Source organism: Sphingobacterium siyangense, assembly GCF_023277505.1.
In the GTDB taxonomy this organism is placed as follows: Bacteria; Bacteroidota; Bacteroidia; order Sphingobacteriales; family Sphingobacteriaceae; genus Sphingobacterium; species Sphingobacterium siyangense.
Genome location: NZ_CP080574.1, coordinates 248,572 through 269,042 on the forward strand (window position 1 = coordinate 248,572; position 20,471 = coordinate 269,042).

15 protein-coding genes are annotated in these 20,471 nt (G+C 42.1%); 4 read left to right on the forward strand and 11 right to left on the reverse strand.

Annotated features, from left to right (window positions below; translation table 11 throughout):
• Positions 1-31: 31 nt before the first annotated feature.
• The 3 genes from K2F45_RS01065 to K2F45_RS01075 form a co-directional block, all read right to left on the reverse strand.
• On the reverse strand, positions 32-1,891 hold the full coding sequence (locus K2F45_RS01065) for a RagB/SusD family nutrient uptake outer membrane protein (RefSeq protein ID WP_248932854.1): 1,860 nt from the start codon (positions 1,889-1,891) through the stop codon (positions 32-34).
• An 11-nt stretch (positions 1,892-1,902) separates the two neighbouring features.
• Positions 1,903-5,097 carry a SusC/RagA family TonB-linked outer membrane protein gene (locus K2F45_RS01070; protein WP_248932855.1) on the reverse strand — a complete coding sequence of 1,065 codons (3,195 nt, stop codon included), beginning with the start codon at positions 5,095-5,097 and terminating at the stop codon, positions 1,903-1,905.
• 754 nt (positions 5,098-5,851) lie between these two features.
• Positions 5,852-6,172, reverse strand: coding sequence for a helix-turn-helix domain-containing protein (locus K2F45_RS01075; RefSeq protein WP_248932856.1), 321 nt, complete (start codon positions 6,170-6,172; stop codon positions 5,852-5,854).
• Between the two features lie 140 nt (positions 6,173-6,312).
• Between K2F45_RS01075 and K2F45_RS01080 the strand changes: the two genes are divergently transcribed.
• A complete protein-coding gene (locus tag K2F45_RS01080; RefSeq protein ID WP_248932857.1) occupies positions 6,313-6,723 on the forward strand; it encodes a hypothetical protein in 411 nt (136 codons plus the stop codon).
• A 193-nt stretch (positions 6,724-6,916) separates the two neighbouring features.
• Here K2F45_RS01080 and K2F45_RS01085 read toward each other — a convergent pair whose 3' ends face one another.
• Complete coding sequence (locus tag K2F45_RS01085; protein ID WP_248932858.1) at positions 6,917-7,648, reverse strand: LytR/AlgR family response regulator transcription factor; 732 nt, start codon at positions 7,646-7,648, stop codon at positions 6,917-6,919.
• An 11-nt stretch (positions 7,649-7,659) separates the two neighbouring features.
• A complete protein-coding gene (locus tag K2F45_RS01090; protein ID WP_248932859.1) occupies positions 7,660-10,539 on the reverse strand; it encodes a sensor histidine kinase in 2,880 nt (959 codons plus the stop codon).
• A gap of 253 nt (positions 10,540-10,792) precedes the next feature.
• Between K2F45_RS01090 and K2F45_RS01095 the strand changes: the two genes are divergently transcribed.
• Together K2F45_RS01095 and K2F45_RS01100 are read left to right on the forward strand one after the other, a co-directional pair.
• The gene (locus tag K2F45_RS01095) at positions 10,793-11,254 is read left to right on the forward strand and encodes a hypothetical protein (protein WP_248932860.1); all 462 of its coding nucleotides are present in this window, start codon (positions 10,793-10,795) and stop codon (positions 11,252-11,254) included.
• A 201-nt stretch (positions 11,255-11,455) separates the two neighbouring features.
• On the forward strand, positions 11,456-13,789 hold the full coding sequence (locus tag K2F45_RS01100) for an Ig-like domain-containing protein (RefSeq protein ID WP_248932861.1): 2,334 nt from the start codon (positions 11,456-11,458) through the stop codon (positions 13,787-13,789).
• A gap of 42 nt (positions 13,790-13,831) precedes the next feature.
• On the opposite strand, the gene K2F45_RS01105 is transcribed toward K2F45_RS01100, so the two are convergent.
• The 3 genes from K2F45_RS01105 to K2F45_RS01115 all read right to left on the reverse strand — a co-directional run bounded on the left by K2F45_RS01105 (position 13,832) and on the right by K2F45_RS01115 (position 16,359).
• Positions 13,832-14,644, reverse strand: a complete 813-nt coding sequence (locus K2F45_RS01105; RefSeq protein WP_248932862.1) for a response regulator transcription factor — start codon at positions 14,642-14,644, stop codon at positions 13,832-13,834.
• A 54-nt stretch (positions 14,645-14,698) separates the two neighbouring features.
• A complete protein-coding gene (locus K2F45_RS01110; protein ID WP_028069327.1) occupies positions 14,699-15,466 on the reverse strand; it encodes a LuxR C-terminal-related transcriptional regulator in 768 nt (255 codons plus the stop codon).
• A gap of 224 nt (positions 15,467-15,690) precedes the next feature.
• Positions 15,691-16,359, reverse strand: coding sequence for a hypothetical protein (locus tag K2F45_RS01115; RefSeq protein ID WP_248932863.1), 669 nt, complete (start codon positions 16,357-16,359; stop codon positions 15,691-15,693).
• A 322-nt stretch (positions 16,360-16,681) separates the two neighbouring features.
• Here K2F45_RS01115 and K2F45_RS01120 point away from each other — a divergent pair, with 322 nt between their 5' ends.
• Complete coding sequence (locus K2F45_RS01120; RefSeq protein ID WP_248932864.1) at positions 16,682-16,999, forward strand: hypothetical protein; 318 nt, start codon at positions 16,682-16,684, stop codon at positions 16,997-16,999.
• A 71-nt stretch (positions 17,000-17,070) separates the two neighbouring features.
• Here the strand turns inward: K2F45_RS01120 and K2F45_RS01125 are convergent, their stop codons facing one another.
• From K2F45_RS01125 to K2F45_RS01135, 3 genes are read right to left on the reverse strand one after another with little or no spacing between them, the layout of a single operon-like run.
• Positions 17,071-18,063 carry a phosphodiester glycosidase family protein gene (locus K2F45_RS01125; RefSeq protein WP_248932865.1) on the reverse strand — a complete coding sequence of 331 codons (993 nt, stop codon included), beginning with the start codon at positions 18,061-18,063 and terminating at the stop codon, positions 17,071-17,073.
• 2 nt (positions 18,064-18,065) lie between these two features.
• Positions 18,066-18,878, reverse strand: a complete 813-nt coding sequence (locus tag K2F45_RS01130) for a DUF4397 domain-containing protein (protein WP_051606686.1) — start codon at positions 18,876-18,878, stop codon at positions 18,066-18,068.
• An 18-nt stretch (positions 18,879-18,896) separates the two neighbouring features.
• Positions 18,897-20,462 (reverse strand): SusD/RagB family nutrient-binding outer membrane lipoprotein, encoded by a 1,566-nt coding sequence (locus K2F45_RS01135; protein ID WP_248932866.1) that lies wholly within the window; start codon positions 20,460-20,462, stop codon positions 18,897-18,899.
• Positions 20,463-20,471 lie beyond the last annotated feature (9 nt).

Genomic DNA, 20,471 nt, shown 5'->3' on the forward strand with positions numbered 1-20,471 from the left:
TGTGGTTTGAAAAATCGTGGTGGTTTCATAATTAGTCGTTTAATGGATCAAATGTACCCCCTTCATAGCCGATCGTTTGTTCCAGCAATGGCGAAGAGTTCATAAAGGTGTTGGGTAGTGGATAGAAATAGTAGTAATCGCGGAAGGCAAAAGCACCATTAGCACTTTCTGCGCGTAGATTATAGGGATACTTGAAATAATTCAATACCGTATCTCTATTGTTCATGTCTAAGCTCTCCCGGTGCATAATGCCGGCAGCATTCTTTGATTCCAATATTTTCTTTAAGGCATCGGATTTTGTTTCGAATAGATACGTTTGGATCGTTCCCTCCAGGGTATGCATGCGACGCGTCCGGCGGAGATCATGATAGCGCTTCCCCTCAAAGGCAAATTCGATCTGTCTTTCGTTGAGGATCAGGTCGCGCATTTGCTCCTTGTTGGATGCCAGTGTTAATCCGTAGTCATAGGCTCCCTGTTCAATACCGGCGCGCTTGCGGATACTGCGAACAAGCTCCTTGGCTAAAGACAAGTTGCCGGTTTCATTTGCCGATTCGGCATAGTCCATCATGACTTCGGCAAAACGGATTTCAATCCAGTCCATACCATTACCGCCCAAATCGTTCGCCACTGCTACAGCAGATTTCGAGAGGGCGGGGTTGACAAATTTTTTGCAATAGAATGATTTAATGGATGTTTCGTTGATGGCATTGGTATAATTCCATTGTTTACGTCCTTCGATTCCACTTAAAGGCCATACAGCTCCATTGTATACAATAGTATTTGCGAAACGGGGATCTCTATTTTTCCAGAATAAAGCGGCATCATAGTCGGTATTGTTACCATCTGCGAGGGTCCCATCTTTCATCCGGTAGGCATCCAGCAATTTGGTGGTGGCAACATAATAATCCTGCGGGGAACCACCTTCTGAGGCGGGTCTGGAATATTGCTCGACGCGAGTATAGCGTTTTTCTGAAATAGAAGAATAGGATCGCAGCACGACAGCTTCGGTGTTGGCTGTGCCCTCTTTTAGAAAGATTTCGCTATAGTTGGGGATTAATGCACGGCCTGCAGCTTGACAGATATCGTAGGCTTCTTTGCTAGCTTGAAATGCTGTCTGCCAGCGTTGGGCTTCATAAGGATGTGCCGCATTGTCCGTTGGATTAAACTGTGGGCTGGCCCAATACAGCAGAGCTTTGGCTTTTAAGGAGGCCGCGGCGGCTTTGTTGATTTTGCCCCGTCCTGTCGCATCGTCCCAGCTTACACCATCTAAATTAATCATTGCAGAATCAAGGTCGCTAACGATTTGTGTAAAGCAGGCTTTGGCAGATGCCCGTCCGCTTAATTCTAGCTTATCAGGATTTTGAGGTTCAAGCACAAGGGGGACGCCTCCATAGAGTCTGGTGAGCTCAAAATATACCATCGCACGTAGGGCATAAAATTGACCTAAAAATTTCTTTTTTGATTCAGTAGATAGGGTTCCCGATGGAATATAAGCAATGGCATTGTTGCAACGGGCAATGTCGAAATAACGGTTGTCACCGACATTGGTTCCCTGGTATTTGGTGGCGATGTATTTGACGTCGTTGAGGCCGATTTCGCCACTTAAGCCCAATACTTTTTTACTGGGGCTGTTGGTGCCCGAAAAGTAATTTTCGTCACTGGCATAGTGCATTTGCATATCGTTGGTTGTGATCTCATGGGGATGCCCGGGCATAATCATGCTATAGGTGCCGGCCAGATAGTATTCAATGGCACCTTCGTTGTCCCATATACGGGCATCCAGGCCACCATGGTCTACCAGTTCAAAAAAATCGTCTTTACAGCTCTGGGTCATCAGGGCTGTGCTCGATGCCATTAATAAGGCTAGGATATAGGGGAAATGTCTTTTCATGTTCTATGCGATTAGATTCCAAAGTTTAAACCAAAGGAAATGGTACGGATTGTTGGATAATTGTACAAAGAGGACGAATAAGGATCACGGTGTTTAAATGGAGCGACAATTGTCCATAAATTATTGCCAGCTAGCATGAGCTTGAGCGATCGTACATTGATTCGATCGGTAAAGGTTTTGGGCACGCTCCAGTTGAAGACCATATTGTTGATGCGTATGGTGGTACCGTCTTTGGCCCAAAAGGTAGAGTTCCATTTTCTCATCATTGCAGCATCATCATATCGAGGGAATTTCCCGTTCGGATTTTCCAATGACCAATGGTCTTCCCAGAAATCGGGCACGTTGACGGTCTCTGTAGGCGCTGTCATGGCCTGCGACTCGTAGAAAGCTTTGCCGCCGAATACAGCTCTAAAATTGGTGTTTAATGAGAACGATTTATAAGCCAATCCGATCGTGATTCCTGTTGAAAAAACCGGCGAGGTGTTATCAAACATGGTTGTTAGATCCTTTTCGGTGACTTTGCCGTCCCCGTTGGTGTCTTCATAGACGGTCCAGCCGACCTGTGGCACCTTGCCATCGATGGTATAGTTGGGATTCTTGGCGAGGAAATTATCGACATCTTGTTGCGTACGCAACATATCGACATAGATCAGGCCATAATTGCTACTATTGTATTTACGGGAATCCGTTCCCATTTCCACTTTCCAGTCGGGATAGGAGAAGTCATAGAGTTGGAATTTGTTAAAGTACATTTGGGTCGTATAGCTTGCCGAATAGCCAAAGTTCATGTTGGTAGAAAGTTTTAGCCCATTGGAAAAGGTATTTTGGTAACCCAGGGAAAATTCGGTACCCCAGCCTTTTCGCTTCTGATAATTGACCACCGGGGCCTTAAATCCGGCATACATCGGAAAATTTTCGTCGTTGCCTTTGTCAAATACATCGTACGAATCGCGGAAATAATATTCAAATCCAAAGCTGAGCTTATTGTCAAACCAGCGCGATTCTACCCCAAAGTTAAAGGTACGGTGTTTCTCCCAGGAGATGTCCGGGTTGGCAATAATGGTGGGGTTGAGTGAAGCAACAGGAGTCTCGCCGTACAGGTAGCCCGTATTGACCAGGTCGACACTAAAGCGATCTTGCCAAAGACGCGCTGAAACGCGGTCTTCCCCGACAAGACCATAGTTGGCCCGGAGTTTTAGGTAGCTGATATAATTGAGGTCTTTGAAGAAATTTTCATCACTGACGACCCAGCCTGTTGCCACTGTTGGGAATACACCCCAAATATTGCCTTTCGCAAAATTGGAAGAAGCATCGACGCGGGTAATAACTTCCAGGAGATACTTTTTCTTATAATCATAGTTTAAGCGGCTGAAGAAGGAACGTTTTACCGATTCCATGATGCTGCGGCCACCATTGGTAAACGAAGACTGATCAAATGCCCAGTATTCATCGAGGTTCAGCAACTGTTGGTTGGTCCAATAGACAGCTAAGTTCTCAGAATTAGAAGCTGACTGCTCGGCTCCGGCCATCACGTCAAGATTATGCTGACCAAAGGTATTACTGTATTGTAAAACGATGTTCCCCTGATAGCTACTTCCTTTACCTAATGAAGGAGATATCTTGGTATTACTTGCTGACATGCTGGTAAAACTGGCAACTTCATTCGTATAGAGCTTATTATTGTTGCCCCAACGTACAAAGTCATAGACATTGTATGCCGGTTTGTACTCCTGTGCGCTGGAGGAGGTGCCCGAATGCGAGATTTGTAGTCGGGCATTAAATCCTTTTAACGCTTTTGGTGCATAGTTGAGGGAAGCATTGATGCTATAGTTTGCGTTATTTTGTTTTTGATAATAACCCGAATTAATAATCGCCAGGGGATTGGTGCCGCTATTGGCGCTGATATTTGAAAAGTTGACCGGCATACCATCGATTTGAATAGGTATCCACTGCGGTGTTGTGATCAGGGTCTGGTAGAAATTTTGATCACGATCGTCCGATAGGCTATTTTGGCTGTTGGTCTTTGTATTGTTGACATTAAAAGCAACGTCAGCTTTCAGACCTTCTATGATTTCGGTGTTGAAGCCAGATCGAAAAGAATACTTCTGTTGGTTCATGCCAGCATAGTTTCCATCTTCTTTTTGGTAGCTTCCTCCGGCAAAGAAGGTGATTTTTTCACTTCCGCCTGAGATGGAAAGGTTATGACGTTCCATCTTGGAAGATTTCCAGAGTTCATCATACCAGCTTTTATAGGGATTGGTTTTCAGGTAAGCGAGGTCTTCATCAGAAAAGAAAAGATTGGGTTGTGCATTATTGAGGGCAAAGGTTTCGTTCAACAATTTGGCATGTTGATAAGCCGAAAGCATTTTAGGCTTTACGGTGGCGTCCGAGATACCGAGGTAGCCGTTATAACTCAGCTGTGTCTTTCCGATCTGTCCTCTTTTGGTGGTCACCAAGATAACCCCTTTTGCACCTGACGCACCATAGATAGCTGCGGAGGCATCTTTTAGGATCGAAATATTTTCTACCATGGAAGCGTCAAGGTTCTCAAAGACATCAGATGACGAAATAATACCGTCAATGACATAAAGAGGTTCGTTGGTGACCCCCTGCAACTTGGCCTGGTCAGAGGCAAAAGCATTACGGACATTGAGGGTAACCGCAGCGCCGGGCCTGCCCGAAGATTCACTTACACCCAATCCGGCTACGCGGTCACGTAAGGCCGCAGCAATGTTGGCCGCAGGGATATCTTGGATTTCTTTAGGGTCAACAGAGGCTACGGCGCCCAGGACTTCACGTCGTTTTTTTGTGCCGTATCCGACCACAACAACCTCATCGATGCTCGTGTTGGATTCGAGGCGGATGGTGATACTTGTCTTGCCCGTCATGTCGATTTCTTGTACTTTGTAGCCTACATAGCTCACAATAATAACGGGATTGTCGGCTGGGAGATTGATATGGAACACGCCATCTTCTCCCGTCTTAACACCAGCTTTGCTGCCTTTGATCAGGATGGTGGCACCGTGGACAGGCTTGCCATCTTGATCAAGTACGCGGCCCGTGACACCGGCAAATTTGGTGGACAGTAAAAGAGGAGCATTCGTTGCGGGCAAAGCAAAAACAGGCACAGGCGATAGCACAAGCAGCGGGTAAAGAAGCCTGATACTCCGCTTTCGCAAAGATTTTGTAAAAAATTGATAATTCATAAGTTAACTTGTTTATAACAGGTTTTAAAAAGCCGTATTAAGGCAGATTAATTGGTTATTGTATAAACCCAAACATAAAAGCATTATCCTCTTTTTTTGAGCGGATGATATGATTGCAAGAATTGTTATGTAACAGGTTTGTTAGGTAATAATAGGGATAAGCTTTTAATCAACTGTCCTGAACTGTTGGCTGGAGGGGTTAAATTTGGCGCCAACCTTTTTGATGTCTAAGTAACCTAATTTTTTTTCCAGTGTATTCATTTAAAAATTTCTTAAGCCTTAATCTATAAAAGATAAACGAACCTAGCAGTTTTAGGGACGCAGATAGAAGTGAATGATAGGGCGTTTGCTGAAATAAATGATCGCTGTATCTGTTGAAGTCGTATAAGTAGGTTCATTCCCTTTGACAGTCTATTCAAAGCGTGTTCCTGCGGCACGAATATAAAGCCGACTTTTCTTGTCGTGGTAAATATAATTCAGTTGTCGACGGAAAGGAAAATCAAGCAACTGTTCACCGCTATTAGTAATCCTATTATATGCGTGGGTATTTTTTCTAATTCTCATCAGCAAGGCATAAAAAGAAGCTAGACTGAAGGTGAGCAGATATAGCAAAAGGTATAGGACTTTGTATTGAGGAGACAGAAACACTGTAACCAAGTATTTTGGAAGTTTATAGGCAATTAATTTGTTAAAAACATTTCCGCAAAAGGTGACTTTTAGACTTTTTGGTCAGTAAACTTAAACTTTCTGGTTTCTACAATTGATCATATAACTGAATAAGCTTCTTCTGGAGCTGTAAAATTTCGACATCACGTTGCTGTAACTTTTGCTGAATTGCTTTTAACTCATCAATATTCTCTTTAAATCCTTCAACGTCAGGATAAGATAATAGCTGTACGACCTTCAAATCAAATAACGCTGATATTTGCTTCAATCGAGAGAGATTTATATCCGTAATTCCTGTTTCAATTTTAGAAAATGCAGGAACAGATATTGCTAATTGATTTGCGGTATGCTGTTGTGTCCAGCCTTTTTGATGTCTAAGTAATTTTATGGCTTTTCCTACGGTATTCATTTGAAAAATAAATAAGGGTTAAGGTACAAAATTAAAATTAATGGACAAAAATCTTCAGGTAAAAGTGTTTAATTGATTAAAATATTTGCTAATGAGATTAATTAATTGTAATTTATTGGTTCGTTACTAATTCATATTTTATGGACAAGCACGTTGCCGAAAAAACAGCTCGTATTTTAAATGTCTTGCCCTTTCCTTTGTTGATAATCGATCAGTATGCGCAATGTGATTTTGTAAATAAATCATTTAAGCAACTTGTGGAGGAGGACGATGTTTGTGTTATTACAAATAGCTGGTTGGATGCCATTGGTCCGATAAGACAGGATATCATAAAGGGATTATGTTGTGATGAGCCATTAAAGTTGGAATTTCTGTGTGGATCGAATGCATACAGTCTAAAACTGAATCCAGCATCTATCGGTGATGGCTACTATTGCTGCACTGTAGAGCTTTTGAGTCAGGAAAACAAGTGTTGGATGAGGAGATCCGAAAGCCGCAGCGCTTTTTTTCCTAATATAAGGGTTGAATCAGGTTTGCTTGACCAGTATTGAAATGCAGCCTCATTGATCCGATTTATGGTCGATGTATCTTGGGTATAGGCGCTGCTTTTTTGTCTGTTATCAGCATGATTGCAAGATTGAATCAAATAGATAACCATTAGGGAAAACAACAACTTGATTTTTTTCATGATTTGTGCGGATGACCGTAGAAAAATTCGCCACAAAAGTACATTTTTAAAGCATATCATGACCTGAAGTGATCCAAAATAAAGGCAATTTTATCTGCGGAAACGCTGATAGTATGCTGGTCTATTTTTAAATAGCCTCCATCTGATTTGATATAGGCGCTGAGGTAGTTGATATTGATGAGGTAGGATTTGTGGCACCGATAGAAATGCATGTCCTGTGACAGAATCTCCTCGTAATATTTTAAGTTTTTACTTGTTAAAATGCTGTTTTTGCTATTTAAGAAAACATGTGTATAGGATCCTTCGGCTTTAAAAAATAGGATCTCCTCCAGGGGGACAAATAGCATGGAGTGCGCCGTGCTCAGCGCTATTTTGCGAAGCGAACCATGGAGATTATCCTTCAATAGGCTGTAATTGATGCGTCTACGCTGATTTTCGAAGCTGCGGACGGCTTGTATGAGATCGTCGCCATCAATAGGTTTGAGCAAATAATCTATTGCGGATAGTTTAAACGCCTGAATCGCATACTGATCGTAGGCCGTGACAAAAATAATGTCGAAATTAATCTCATTGTCATCGAAAAAATCCAATAGTTCCAAGCCGCTGTGTCTGGGCATTTCAATGTCCAAAAAAATTAGGTCAGGACGTTGTTTCCGAATGGATTTTATGCCGCTGGGCAGGTCACTGCATAGGTCAACAACTTTTATTTCGGGGCAATACTCTTCGATCATGCCCTGCAAAAGCGTTCTCGCCATTTCTTCATCGTCAATTATGATTGCTTTATACATTGTTTTTTGCTTTATATAGGTATAACTAATTCGACTTTTGTGCCACAGTTGTACTCCGCCGCTGTGTCGTAATTGTCTGTAATAGTAACGGTAATTTTGCGCGCGCGCTCCTTATTCAAAATCTCGAGGCGCTTCATGTTGGCTTCGGTTGCAAATGATTTATGACTTTTGTTTTTCAGGGCATTGAGCGCCTTGGACCGTTGTCTGCCTATTCCATTGTCCGCGATAGAGACATACATGAGATCATCCTTTTTTCGGAAAGAAATCAGCAGAGTTTTGTCTCCTTTCTTATGTAATAAACCATGTTTTAGGGCATTTTCAATATAGGGCTGCAACAGCATGGGTGGAAATTCAATTGCGGGCGTATCCATATCATTTTCAAGCAGTATCTCATAGCTGAAATTAGTGGAGAAGCGCATTTTTTCCAGTTCTAAATACAGCTGAATGGCTACTATTTCTTCCTGGAGAGATACCGTTTCCTTTTCGGACATTTCTAGGATAATCCGCGTCAGTTTTGAAAACTTGGACAGATAGTTGTTCGCGCGTTGTTTGTCGTTGGTAAATATATAAGCTTGAATTGTATTTAGCGCATTATAGAAAAAATGGGGATTCATTTGGGATTTGATAGAGGCAAGCATTGATTTCCCGAGCTTTTTTTCGAGGGTTACCTTTTCATTGAGCAGCTTGATTTGCTGTTTCATTAAATTGGATTGCCGTCTGAAATAAAGGAAAACGATTCCCGCAGCCAGAAGGCAGACGGATAAGTAAAACCACCATTTTTTCCAGAAGGGGAGTTTCACCTCAAAGCGTATTTGTTGTTCAGCTAGCTGATCGTGGATTTTAAATTCCAGGAGGTAACTTCCTGCCGCCAGTGATGGAAATGCAAGTGACCGCGCTTGTGTATTGATCAGTATCCATTCTTTACGATTGATACGGTAATATACCTCGACATTTTTGTTGATGAATTCTAAAATGGAGAATGTGATGGTAACCGTATTCTCCTGATGCCGCAGTGTCAGGGGAGTTTTCCAGTCTTTTGGAATGCCATTTGCGAAGAACCTTTCGATGCGAAAAATAGCCTGTTTTTTAGGGGGCTTAGGCTGATTTGAAATCTTGAGCAGATGGCTGTCGGTGAGTAAGGTGAGGGTCTGGTCTCCGATCCAGAAGTCGCGGATATGACTGCTGTTTAGCGGTAGTTTGAACTGTTCAACATCCAGTCCGTTGAAGGCAAAGATGCAGGTGCTGCCGAGTATGAGCAGTTCCTTGCCTGTAGACTTTATCTTGCTTATCGTGCCGGCTGGAATCTTCAGCCTTCCATTCAGATTTTCAATTTTATGATCTGATTTTAGCTGGTGCAGATTGCCTTTACTGTCGAGTAGCAGGATAAGGTTGTCAAGTTTGACGATACTTTTGGCGTAAAAAGGTTCGCCCATGTGCATGATCTCTTTTTCGTCTTGCGGTTGGACCGCGAAGGTTCCGATATTTGTGGCGAAGAATACCCGTTGCTGTTCCGCTTGATAGCAGACAGACTTGGCGCGAATCCCTTTTTTAAGTGCGGCAATCGATGGTGATCTGGGATCCCTATGCAGGTAGAATAGCCTATCCCATATCGAGGGCATATCGTCATGTGCATTTGGATTTAGCAAAAGCCCAAAAAAGCCACTGGCGGCTATGGCATAATATTTTTTGTCGAGGGGAACCAGTTCTTTGACTGCGATGTCAAAATGCTTGGTGGTTCTGTTATGCCGATTAATGATCGAAAAACCATTGTCTGAAATGATGATATTTGGATCCTTCTGATCATGATAAAGGTAATAGATTGGCAGTTGTTCCTTGTTGGAATAGATCAGTTTTCTGTGGTTAAATTGCTGGTCGGCTTCAATCAATTCTCCTTTTTCTGTGCCCATCAGGAAGCCCTTTGATGTCAGGCTAAATGTGCTTGGTAGAAAAGGTTGTACATGGTACATATGGTCGACGAGGTTGGGGACAATCTGAACCCCATTATTGAGCGATGCAAACCAATAGTTGTCCTGATAATCTTTGATGACTTTTGAGCTGCTGTTTTCCGGAAACAAAACAACTTCGGTTTTCTTTTCGTCGTTTGTATCCACCACAAATACACCTTGCGGCGTGTGCAGCCATATTTTATTGTCGACAACATCAGATCCCTGAATATGTACTGGGCCGGGAATAGGGACACTTTTGATGTAGTTGAGCCGATTATCAAAAAAGTAGAGCTGTTTGGTTTCATTGCGTTTTGATGCGACATACAGCGTATTTTTGTACGGATAAATGTATTTGACGTGGAGCTTTTTGTCGGCAAAGAAATGGCTTGATGACAGTTGGAGCTGCTCATCTATCCGAAACATCGTATTGTCAGATATCAGGTAAAATTCTTGATTTAATACCGTTGCGTGTTCTGCTCTTTCGATAGGAATGGCGATCGTCTTGGTGAGGTGTAGCGACCGTAGATCATAGCTGTCAACCCCTTTTTTCTGGACCACAAAAAGATGAGTATCCGTTAGTCCAAAGGTAATAAAGTCGGGAGGTGGGTTTTGGGGTAAAAAACGCAGTTTGTCACCATCAACATAATAGAGAAAGCCGTCAAAATTTTGGTACCAGATGCGTCCATATTTATCCTCCTGAATATTGCTGCCCACGACGGTGGTTTGAATTTCTGCTTTATAGTTTGTGTAAGTAAAGCCATCATAGCTAAACAAGCCTTCTTCAGTGGCCAGCCAGATAAAGCCTTTATGGTCTTGGTAAATACAGTAGACATGCTTGGTCGGAAGATCGGTGAGCTGCTGGAGGTTGAGGGCATAAGGCTGTTGACCAGCTGCCCGGCACAGTAATAATGTCGTAAAAAAAATAAGTAGTCCAATACCTCTCATCAACAGTTAAAAATAGATGGTTTGTGAATAAATGTACATATTCCGGTCTTCTCTTCTCAAGTGGAGTTTAGGAAGATCATTTTTGATTGCACCAAACCTCATTATGGCTTTATAAAAATAGTCATTTTTGGTCCAATCTCGTACGTATTTATCAATTGAAAGGGCTGGTTCATGGCGTGAAAAGCAGGTTTTATCAATTCATAAAAATAAAGAGCAGGCCTGTTGTTCATATTTGTGCCCTTAATCTGTTGTTATGATACCTTTTGATCCGATCACTGTATTGGTTTTATTGAGTACGCCTTGTATTTTAATGGTCGCCCTCGCTTTTGGGCTCGGGGTTTACTGGTTTGGTCTTTGCGCTCCCAATTCGTTGCGGCCCATTCAAATGGCCGAAAGGCTACTGATTTGCTATGTACTCGCTTTTTCATCCATTGCGATGCTGATGGCCAATTTGAATATCTCAACCATAGATCGGGTTATAGCGATGTCAGAAGATCTATTCCTATTGTCTACATTGATCGGGATCTTTGGTTTTATGCTGGCCACCCTTATCGTATTTATCCTCTGTATGATCTTTTGGTCGCAAGCATATTTGCGTGGTAGGAGCCATTGCCATTTGTTTTTGGCTTTTCTTGTTTTTTGGTTTGTTTGTTGTGCATCGCAGACTATTGTGTGTACAATACTGCTTGATAAAAGTAACTTTTTTAAAACCTGAGCTATTTTGTGTACGCTACATTACTTTGTGTTCTATTACGATCTTGACAAGTTTGAATATTTTGTGGTTTAATCATTCTGCTGCGTATTTCTGCGAAGTGTTTCTACGGTAATCACGGTAATTTATATAAAATACCTCAAATGCGGTATTTCCTATTTGCGGATGCGGCTTTAATTTTACGTTTAAACAAGGGGGTGAATTATGAAAAGAATAAGCCTATATTTTCTAATGCTATGCATAGGGTATTTGTTTAGTATTAGTTGTGCAAAGAAAGAACAGGAGCTGGAACAAAAGGACACCGAACAGGTAGAAAAAAGGGAACGGGCGACCTACAATAATAAGCAAATGCCAGGCGTGGGAAATGTGTATGTATCGGTGGGTGCGCAAGCGGGCCGTAAGCAGGAATTATATGCTAAAGCTGATTACGAGAATGGCCATCTGGCCTACTATTTATCGGCGGCGACAACTGATTTAGGAACTGACCACCGTCTCGTTTTTGGTGCAAAAATAGGTGAGCAATGTATTGTTGAAGTGGATGAAGCAAAGCAGACTTTACAGATGTATACGGAGCGGGAAGGAAAACGTTTGCCTGTGATCTTGAAAATTAGGCAACATAGTCTTAAACAGTATGAGTTTCAGCTCTACAGAATAGATTGGGACAAAAAAGTCGAAGAGCTGGTGAGCAGCGTCTTTCTACGGGATGGTAAGCCTGTTGGAACTTACAAAATGGCCGCTCGTGTAGCAAATACGGTAGCGGATTCTGTTGCTAAGGACACCGTCGGGTTTACGGGCTTTAAAAGACCCGTTAAGCAGTCATCTGTAGCTGCCACAACAGCGGCAATGTTGGCTTATGTCAATCGTATATTGGAGCCCTTGGTCGATCTTTCCAACGATGGAATGGGTACACTCTCCAGTAGTTTGGAGCAATCTTCAGCAACTGGCGATGCTTTTGGAGCTTTGTGGTATGATCTAGGAGCAATGAATACTGTACTTGCTCAGGCAGGTAAGGTTTTTGGTTCTTTTCGTACAGATGTCCTTACAAAAGAGGATCCTTTGTCGAATTTCAATTGGTACACTGGACAGGGGGTAGCAGCTGTAAACTTCCGGAATATGCAATTGATACCTATACAAAAAAACTCCGTATTAGTTTACGATGAGACAGCGCTGGCTACTGTGATAAAATTACAGTTGCAGGTAGCAGATAAAAGCAAAAAAGCTTTGATTGGAAATCCCGTGTTTGTCGACTTTAGCGTTGAACTGGAGCAGGATGGCAAGACTCAAGTATTGTCGGAGCAGACATTAAGTTCTGATAAGGAAAATGGGCAGGTTGAGTTTTCGTATAACCCGCATCAGGCTATTGTTAAGCCCAAAGTTGGAAGCAAACTAACTATACTATATAGGTTTAGCGCATATGAGGGGGGGAGTTTTGCCAAGCAGGAGATCAGTATTGCCGATCGTGTGCCTGCTCTAATAAGTATCATTAGTGGTCTTGGGCAGGAAGCAGATTGGGAAGAGACGTTGAAAGCACCCCTCGTTGTGAAAGTGACCAATAAATCTGGGCAGGCTCTGAAAAATGTGCGGGTAAGCTGGACCGTACAATCTGTATCCTGGGGGATTATAGTGGGGACATTGAGCGATACACAGGTTGTGACAGATGATCAGGGATTGGCAAAGACCTTTTATAAAGTAGGAAAACAGCAAGAGAAGCCGGAGACCGTAAAGGTGCAGGTAATTGGAAGTAATGGCGAGCCTGTGGCTAAGGTTGAAGCACTATTTACGTATAAGCAAAAGCGCCGGAATTTTACGCTTGTGGAGATGAAACATGAGACAGATTATACCGATATGAATAAAGTAAGTGTTGTCAAAGAATGGAAAAGCGGGAATGCGGTTACTATTATGGAAAATGAACTGATCACATTTAATATTAAGGAGGATGGGAGATTATTGAAATTTTCGGATGGAACAATAGCACATTTTATTCAATCAACGAAGGGATTAGTGCTGGAATCTAAATACGCCGATCGGACCTTTCAGTCAAAAGACATTGTTTTGAATAATTGGGCGGTGAAATTTTCTGATCCCGTTACTGGGCGTACGGACAGTATAGTTATCGATTTAACCATCAGCAATCAACTCTATCGTACTTTTGTCGGAAAAACGCTTCGAATTGATGGGGGAGGTAGTGCTGTGGATGGAAACAGGGATGAAATACTGAATTTTACATATCGAAGTGATGGTAAAGTGGAGATGAAAAGTGCTAAATATCCCAATAATGGAGTTATAACCACTTTTTCAACATATAGCATGCCTAGTTATGCTCCGGTGTATGGCTGTCCGGATAAAAATAGCATTATTCCATATACGATGAAACGCGTGATTGGACTGATTACTTCACCTGCGCAGCCGCCTATGGTCTATGGGATGAGTTCATCCTTTATATTGTTTGAAGATGGAACGATTAGACCGAATACAATGGGTACGGGTTTTGATGCCTGTACATTCAATCGGTTTTGGAGCAGCGTAAAATTGCAGTAATGGGATGATAGCTGTCAGCATTTCGCTTCGATTAGGCGTAGCCTAAAGAACGGTAATCAGTCCGATATCGATAATTTGGGTATAGAATAGTAGTCCAAGCTCTATACATCGTTTGATTAATGAGCTGCTGTTGCATGTATTGGTTTTGCGTAGTATATTTTTTCGATGCACCCGAACAGTTAATTGGGATAGCTTAAGTTCTTTGGCAATCTCGATACTGGATTTTCCCTGAGCAATATAGGGAAGAAGTTCGATTTCTCGTTTGGTCAAGATGCATTTGCTGTCACTCTTTCCAAGTTTCTCTGCTAGATCAACTTGATAGAAATCATGACGTCCATTGATGCCCATAACCGTGGCGATATAGTTATTCTTCACTGACAAATGGGAGATATCTGTATGAATAATGAGACTGCTCACCATTTTGTTCTCGCTATCCGAAATAAGGGTAATGGCCTGATGATGAAATAGTCTGTAAGATCCATCGGAAACAAGCATGCGGAAACAATAACAAGATTTTAAGGATTTAAGATGCTCTACTCCGATTTCATTGATTTTAGCACAACAGATTTCTTCGGCACTGAGGACAAAAGGAATATCATCGGGATGGATCAGATTGATAATTTCCTGAAGCCCTGTAGGTACGATTTCGAGGCCGTGTATATGGATTATATTGGGATGTTGGTGACTTAGGCTCTGTGTGCAGATATTGATAAGATAGTAATAGTAATCGCCCGTAAGGAATATTTCTGAAATGAGATCGAGTATTGCCGCTGCGTCCATATCAGAATCATCGGAGGAGAAAATATCGGGATATTTTCCCCAAATGGGTGTCAGTTTATTTTCTTGGTTACTCATCAGTACAATAATAATAAAGCAATATTGTGGATCAAATACCCCATTTAGGGTATTTTATAATAGGCCAAACTCAATACTTTTTTTGATCAGGCATCCACTGCTGGAGGTTTTCGTTTTCTTGAGTAGATTTTTTCGATGCACTTGTACGGTGAAAGGGGAAATAAATAATTTCTCGGCTATCTGTATACTTGTAAGTCCCTGAGCGAGTAAATTGAGGACTTCCATTTCACGTTTTGAAAATTTTGGGAGCTTAGCTTCGTTATGCGCTGTTGAGAGCGCCAACTGATGGTAATTCCTCTCGCCTAATGCTTTTACAAGAACAATTTTATTGTTAACGGCTGTTATGTGGTTTATATCTGTATGAATATTAAGGGCCGTGGTAATACGGCCTTCTTGATCTTGACTCAGATGAATACCTTGATGATGGAAAAGGTGGTAGTGGCCAGATGCAATTTTCATGCGGAAGCAGTATGATGTACGGTACAATTTGCCGATGATTCCCAAGCCCATCTCTTCCATTTTTGATAAGGTGGCTTTTTCTGCTTCATAAACAAAATCCTTATCATCGGGATGAATATAATCGATAATCTCCTTTACAGTGGTTGGGTAGCATTGGCTTCCATGTAACTTAAGTAGATTGTCGTGGATATCATGAATAGTATAATCGGAAATATTGATGACATAGTAATAAAACGGGCCTATCGCCAGCGTCTCAGCTAGGTATTTGCCAAAGGGTACGTTTTTAGAAACCAATTGCTGACTGGCAATAGCATTGGGATAGCTTTCCCAGAGCTCGGCAAGGAGATGTTGCTGTTTTTTCATCTTTTCATTTGGTTATATATTTTATTTCCTATATGGGAAATACATTTTTTGGATACTGGCTGGGTATCCCTGATTTTTGGTACGGCTAAGATGACTTAAAAATAAGTAAATTAGTGTAAAAAATCAAGGCAGCCTCAACTGGAGGCTGCCTTGATAAATACGCTGCGTCAATATTGCTTTTTGCGGGAGTAGATGCCAATCTATTTTGATTGTCTGTCGAAGGATTAAAATCGAAATGCTAAAAACACCCGGCTTCCACTAAGTTTTATTTTCTCTTTAACCTGTACCTCCTGTTCTTCAAACTCCTCAATGTCGACATTAAAACTGTGTTTAGAAGAACCCCAGCGCGTTTCAAAACCTAGACCAAAAGCGCCGTAATTAGCACTTAAACCAGCTGTGAAAAAATTACCAAAACCACCTGAGAATTCTTCATCGACATATAACATGGAGTATGAGGGGGCATAGCGCATATGACCTGACAGGGTGAATCCGTCTGTAAGCCCAACATGAACGGAAGGGCCGACTTGCATACCAATTTCACCTTTGTGGGAATTATAATCTTCGGTTTCTATAATCTCTATACCATTTTGATCCTCATAAGAGTACGTTTCAGTTTCTTTATATTGAGCATAATTGAGGTCAAGGTAGGTCCAGTCGATGCCAAAATAAAGCAGTTTGGCAATGGGCTCCTTATTGAGAAAAAACGTGCGACCACTACTGAGCGATGCACCAAAATTGCTTTTAATTTTTGCTTCGCCACCAAGTTCGTCTGCAACTTTAAGATGCTGTGAAACGTAGCCAATATTAAGGTACTTTTTGCCTGGCTTGGATTGCGCATGGGCAGAAGAATACGTGAGGATGAAACAGGTTGCCAGTAAGATTACTTTTTTCATAGTTTTAAGATAATTATGTTGCGTTAAGATATTGTTTCAAAATTAGTGGGATAGACTCCGTGGTAAAATACCGCGTTTGGGGTATTTTGTGAAATTTTGATTTTGAATAATTTTATCCTAAATAATTTAAACTCCAACTTGATAGCTTTTGGAGCTTTTCAGATTAACCTATGAAAAGGAGGAAATGATGGTCTTCGCAACAAGTTTAACTTTGTTTTTAGTGTTTATGCCTAGTTTGGTCAATATATTGCTAAGCTTGAGTGTAAGTTTTTATTGGTTTGGTCGAATGTTTACTAGCGGGTATTCCTTTAGACCATGGTTGATGATGGATAGACTATTGATTTGTTATGTGATGATTTCCACTTCTATCGCAGCATTTGCCATCACCGGTTATGCATGGAATGACGATTTTCAACAATACATTTCCAATGATATGTTTTTGATTTGTACGGGGATTGCAATTTTAGGGTATCTATTTACAACGGTTTTTGTTGCTGTCAATAGTGTATTATTTTGGTCTGAGGCACATGGATCGGGGAAAAGAAAATGTTTCTGGTATTTGACTTTTTTACCTTTGTGGTTGTGTTGTTTCTTGGGTGAAATCATCGTGTTTTGCTTAGCTGCAAGCAAGATGGAATAACAGCGTAAATAAATTTAAAATAAAAAAAATCAGCTACTCAAAATTCGTTGTTGAGTAGCTGATATTCTAATTTATCGCTTCACAAATGCAATGCCGCTGATGCTTGCAGATCCGCCTGCCGTTAATGGCTTGGATACGGTGTTCCAGACCACGGGATTAAATTGGTTTCCTGTATTGGTCTTTTGGACCATCACGCTGGTGGAACCGCCGTTCAATACAAATGCATCGTAACTGCCTAAGGCTCCCATCAAGACAGCAACATCATTTAAACTGATGCCTACTGAAAAATTGGTGTCGCCTCCGTCGACAACCAAGGCATACATCGTTTTTTTATCTGTCGATAGGCCGATGGCTGTAACTGCTTGAACAACCTCCGAGGTTGTTAAAACGCTATATCCTCGATATCGGACCCAATTGGTGCCGGATACCAGCCCGCTAAATTGATTCAGATCATAAGACTCAAAGGTAAACTTTGTGGTATCGACACAATTGCCTATGTAAGGCGTGCCATCCTTGTGTATCGCAAAAAAAGGTCTGGTCTTCTCTTTGGTCTTTATATTGCTCGTGGATACATTGATCTGCCGCCCGTTTTTAATGTAGGAATAAGTGGACGATAAGGCCGCATTTGTTGCTGCGAGGATCTCGCCGCCTGCGCGTGGTTCGTTATACTTGGCCATATCACCTATCGGCTGGCTCACATATAGGTAATCATCAAATGCACTCATGATTGAAGGGAAAACCGCTTTTGATGAAAGATCTACAGTGAGCAGTTGAAGGCTCACGCGTTGATCGAGCTTGTTCTGGTAGCGAATATGGGTTCGTACAAGTCCATTGGTTAGGGTAACGGATGAATCGACCAGAAATGTTTTGATGAGGTCGGTCTGCGCCATGAGCTTCTTGGTGATGGGCTCTATTTCCTTGTCTTCTGGAATAATATCGGTGGGCGGAGTTACTATCTCTTTATCGTCAAAGCTGGGATAATCATCCCTTTGCTTGCAAGAATATAGCATGCTGATGCACGTGATGTACAAAAGGAAAGTTCTTAAAATTGTTTTTCTTTTCATATCTATCGAACTAAGAAAAATGAAACATAAGGCTTCATGATGGTGCTGGTAAATCCATCATAGCCCAAAGCATAAATGACATATGACCTGCGGTCCAAAATGGCTCCGGCATTGCTGTAGGAGGCGATTACAGTGCCATTTGTTACCGGAGATCCCGCCTTTCGGATCTTCCAGGTACGGGTGGCAATGCGGTTGAGCTGGAAATATGGACTTGTTTCCAGGTATTTAATGTCTTTGGCGACAAGTGAGTCTTGCACGGCGATGGCATCTGCGCTCCCAGTGGCCGCAGCACCATAGTACAGGTCTATTGATGGTACATTGGGCATCAGATTGGTAAAGTGATACCTTGCTTGTGTACTGTCGGGCCGTGTGAGGTCTTCTTCATTGAGGATCATTTTTGTGTTCTGCGCCGTATCGGTAATATGAATGGTATAGCGCTTGCCTGCGCTCAGATTGACGGATGATTCGGCCAAGATAATGGAATCGCGTCCATCGTCGGTTTTATGTGGAAGGGCAACTTGTACCTTTACGTTGCCGGCTTTCCATTTTAAAAAATCGGGCCGTGAATCTCCGCGGGTATTATACCCGCCGCCGGGAAAGGGCTCGCGTCCCCGAATGAGTGAAGTAACGCGCTGATCGTCAAATTTGACATACATATAGCGGTCATCGGGATATATCGATGCCATATTGATTTTCACGATGACATCATCGGCACCAAGGAAATCTACTTTTCCAAAGTCCTGAATGGATTTCTCGCATGAATATAGGCCAAAGACACCTAAAGCTAGAAATGCTAAGTTTTTGAATATCTTCATAATGTTTCCTTTAATACGTTAATAAGTTGTTGTAACAAACCAGGTTGGCTTAATCACGTACTCCGGCTCTAATCCGCCCCATCGTTCTAGCTCTGTGGCATTCCATACATACTCCGAATTGTAGCGAGGTCTAACGCGATAGCAATAATCATTATAGGTAAGCTGACTGCCGGCCAATGGAATAAACTGTTTAAATATTTCGGTGTTATAATGATATTTCCTTAAATCACACCATTGTTCAAGACCTCCCCAACCCCATTGCACAATATACTTTTGTCCCATAATGTCAGCTAGGGTTAGATCAGCAGCGGACAGCGGTATTTCTCCTCCCTTGATATAATTATCTATTTCAGTAGAAGTAATGGATTTTTCATTGGTTGTATTGATGTACTTATTGACGAAGTTCATGTGGGCATAGATACCTTTGATATAGGCCTCATAGGCCTTTGCTGCGTCGCCTTTGATAAAGAGGGCCTCAGCTTTGACCAGTTGCAGCTGCGCATAGGTCATCAATGGAAAATCTGCGGCGTCTCTAAAGATGAATTTGCCTACACCGCTACTGACGTCGCCTAGGATATTTGGAACGGTGGTATTGGATACATTGGGCTCACCACCGACGTAAATACTGTCAACAGGATTATTGATCATCAACATACGTGATAGACGAGGGTCTGTCGATATTTTTGGATTTTCAATAGGTTCGCCCCGCAATCCCCCGGTTAGGTAGCGCACAATGGGCTTACCGGCTCTGTTGTAATAGGATGTGGTATAAAGGCCGAATTTTGAGCTTACCACATTGGCTGTTTCGGATTTGTCGCCGTCAAATTTAACGCCTGCATCATCGGATGGTGAATCAAAGGAGCGGTCCACAAAATAGGCAATCGAGTCGGCATACTTTTCCTTAAAATCGGGTTTATTAACCAAGTGAATGTACTGAAGTGCTTTTAAACCGTAGACAAATTTGCGCCACCGGTCCATATTGCCCCGAAAGAGATTATCGCCCTTTTTTGAATTGAGGTTGGCGCTATAATCGACGGGGCTTTTTTGATCTAGATAATATAATGCAGAATCACACCATACGCGTACTTTAGCATACACTTCTGGTTGGTCATTATACTTGAAGGATAACTGTTGCGTACGCAAGGCCTCATCGAGAATAATGGGGCCGTGATAGTCGGTCAGCATCTGATAGCCCCAGGCTTTTACGGCATAGCCGATTGCGGCATATTCATATTTCTGATTGGCTATGGCGTCATTGATCATCAACTGCAGGTTTAGTCCGTGATCAAAATAGACCATACGCCACATCACACCGCCAACATCACTTTGCTGCGGAAATCCATGCCGCTCCCAGATTCGGGAGGACTCATCGGTGCTGGCGCCAAGGATGGTCTGATTGAACTTGTTCATCTGACGTTGGTCATTGGCATAACCATTGGCCATTTGATAGATAATGGGTGCTAAAAGCAATTCGGCTTTTACAAGCTGTGGGTTGGACGGGTTTTCATTGATGTCCAGGTATTTTTTACAACTGCTTAATCCGGTCAGGACTAAGAAAATAAGTATATAAAGCGTTGTTCTCATGGTGTATTC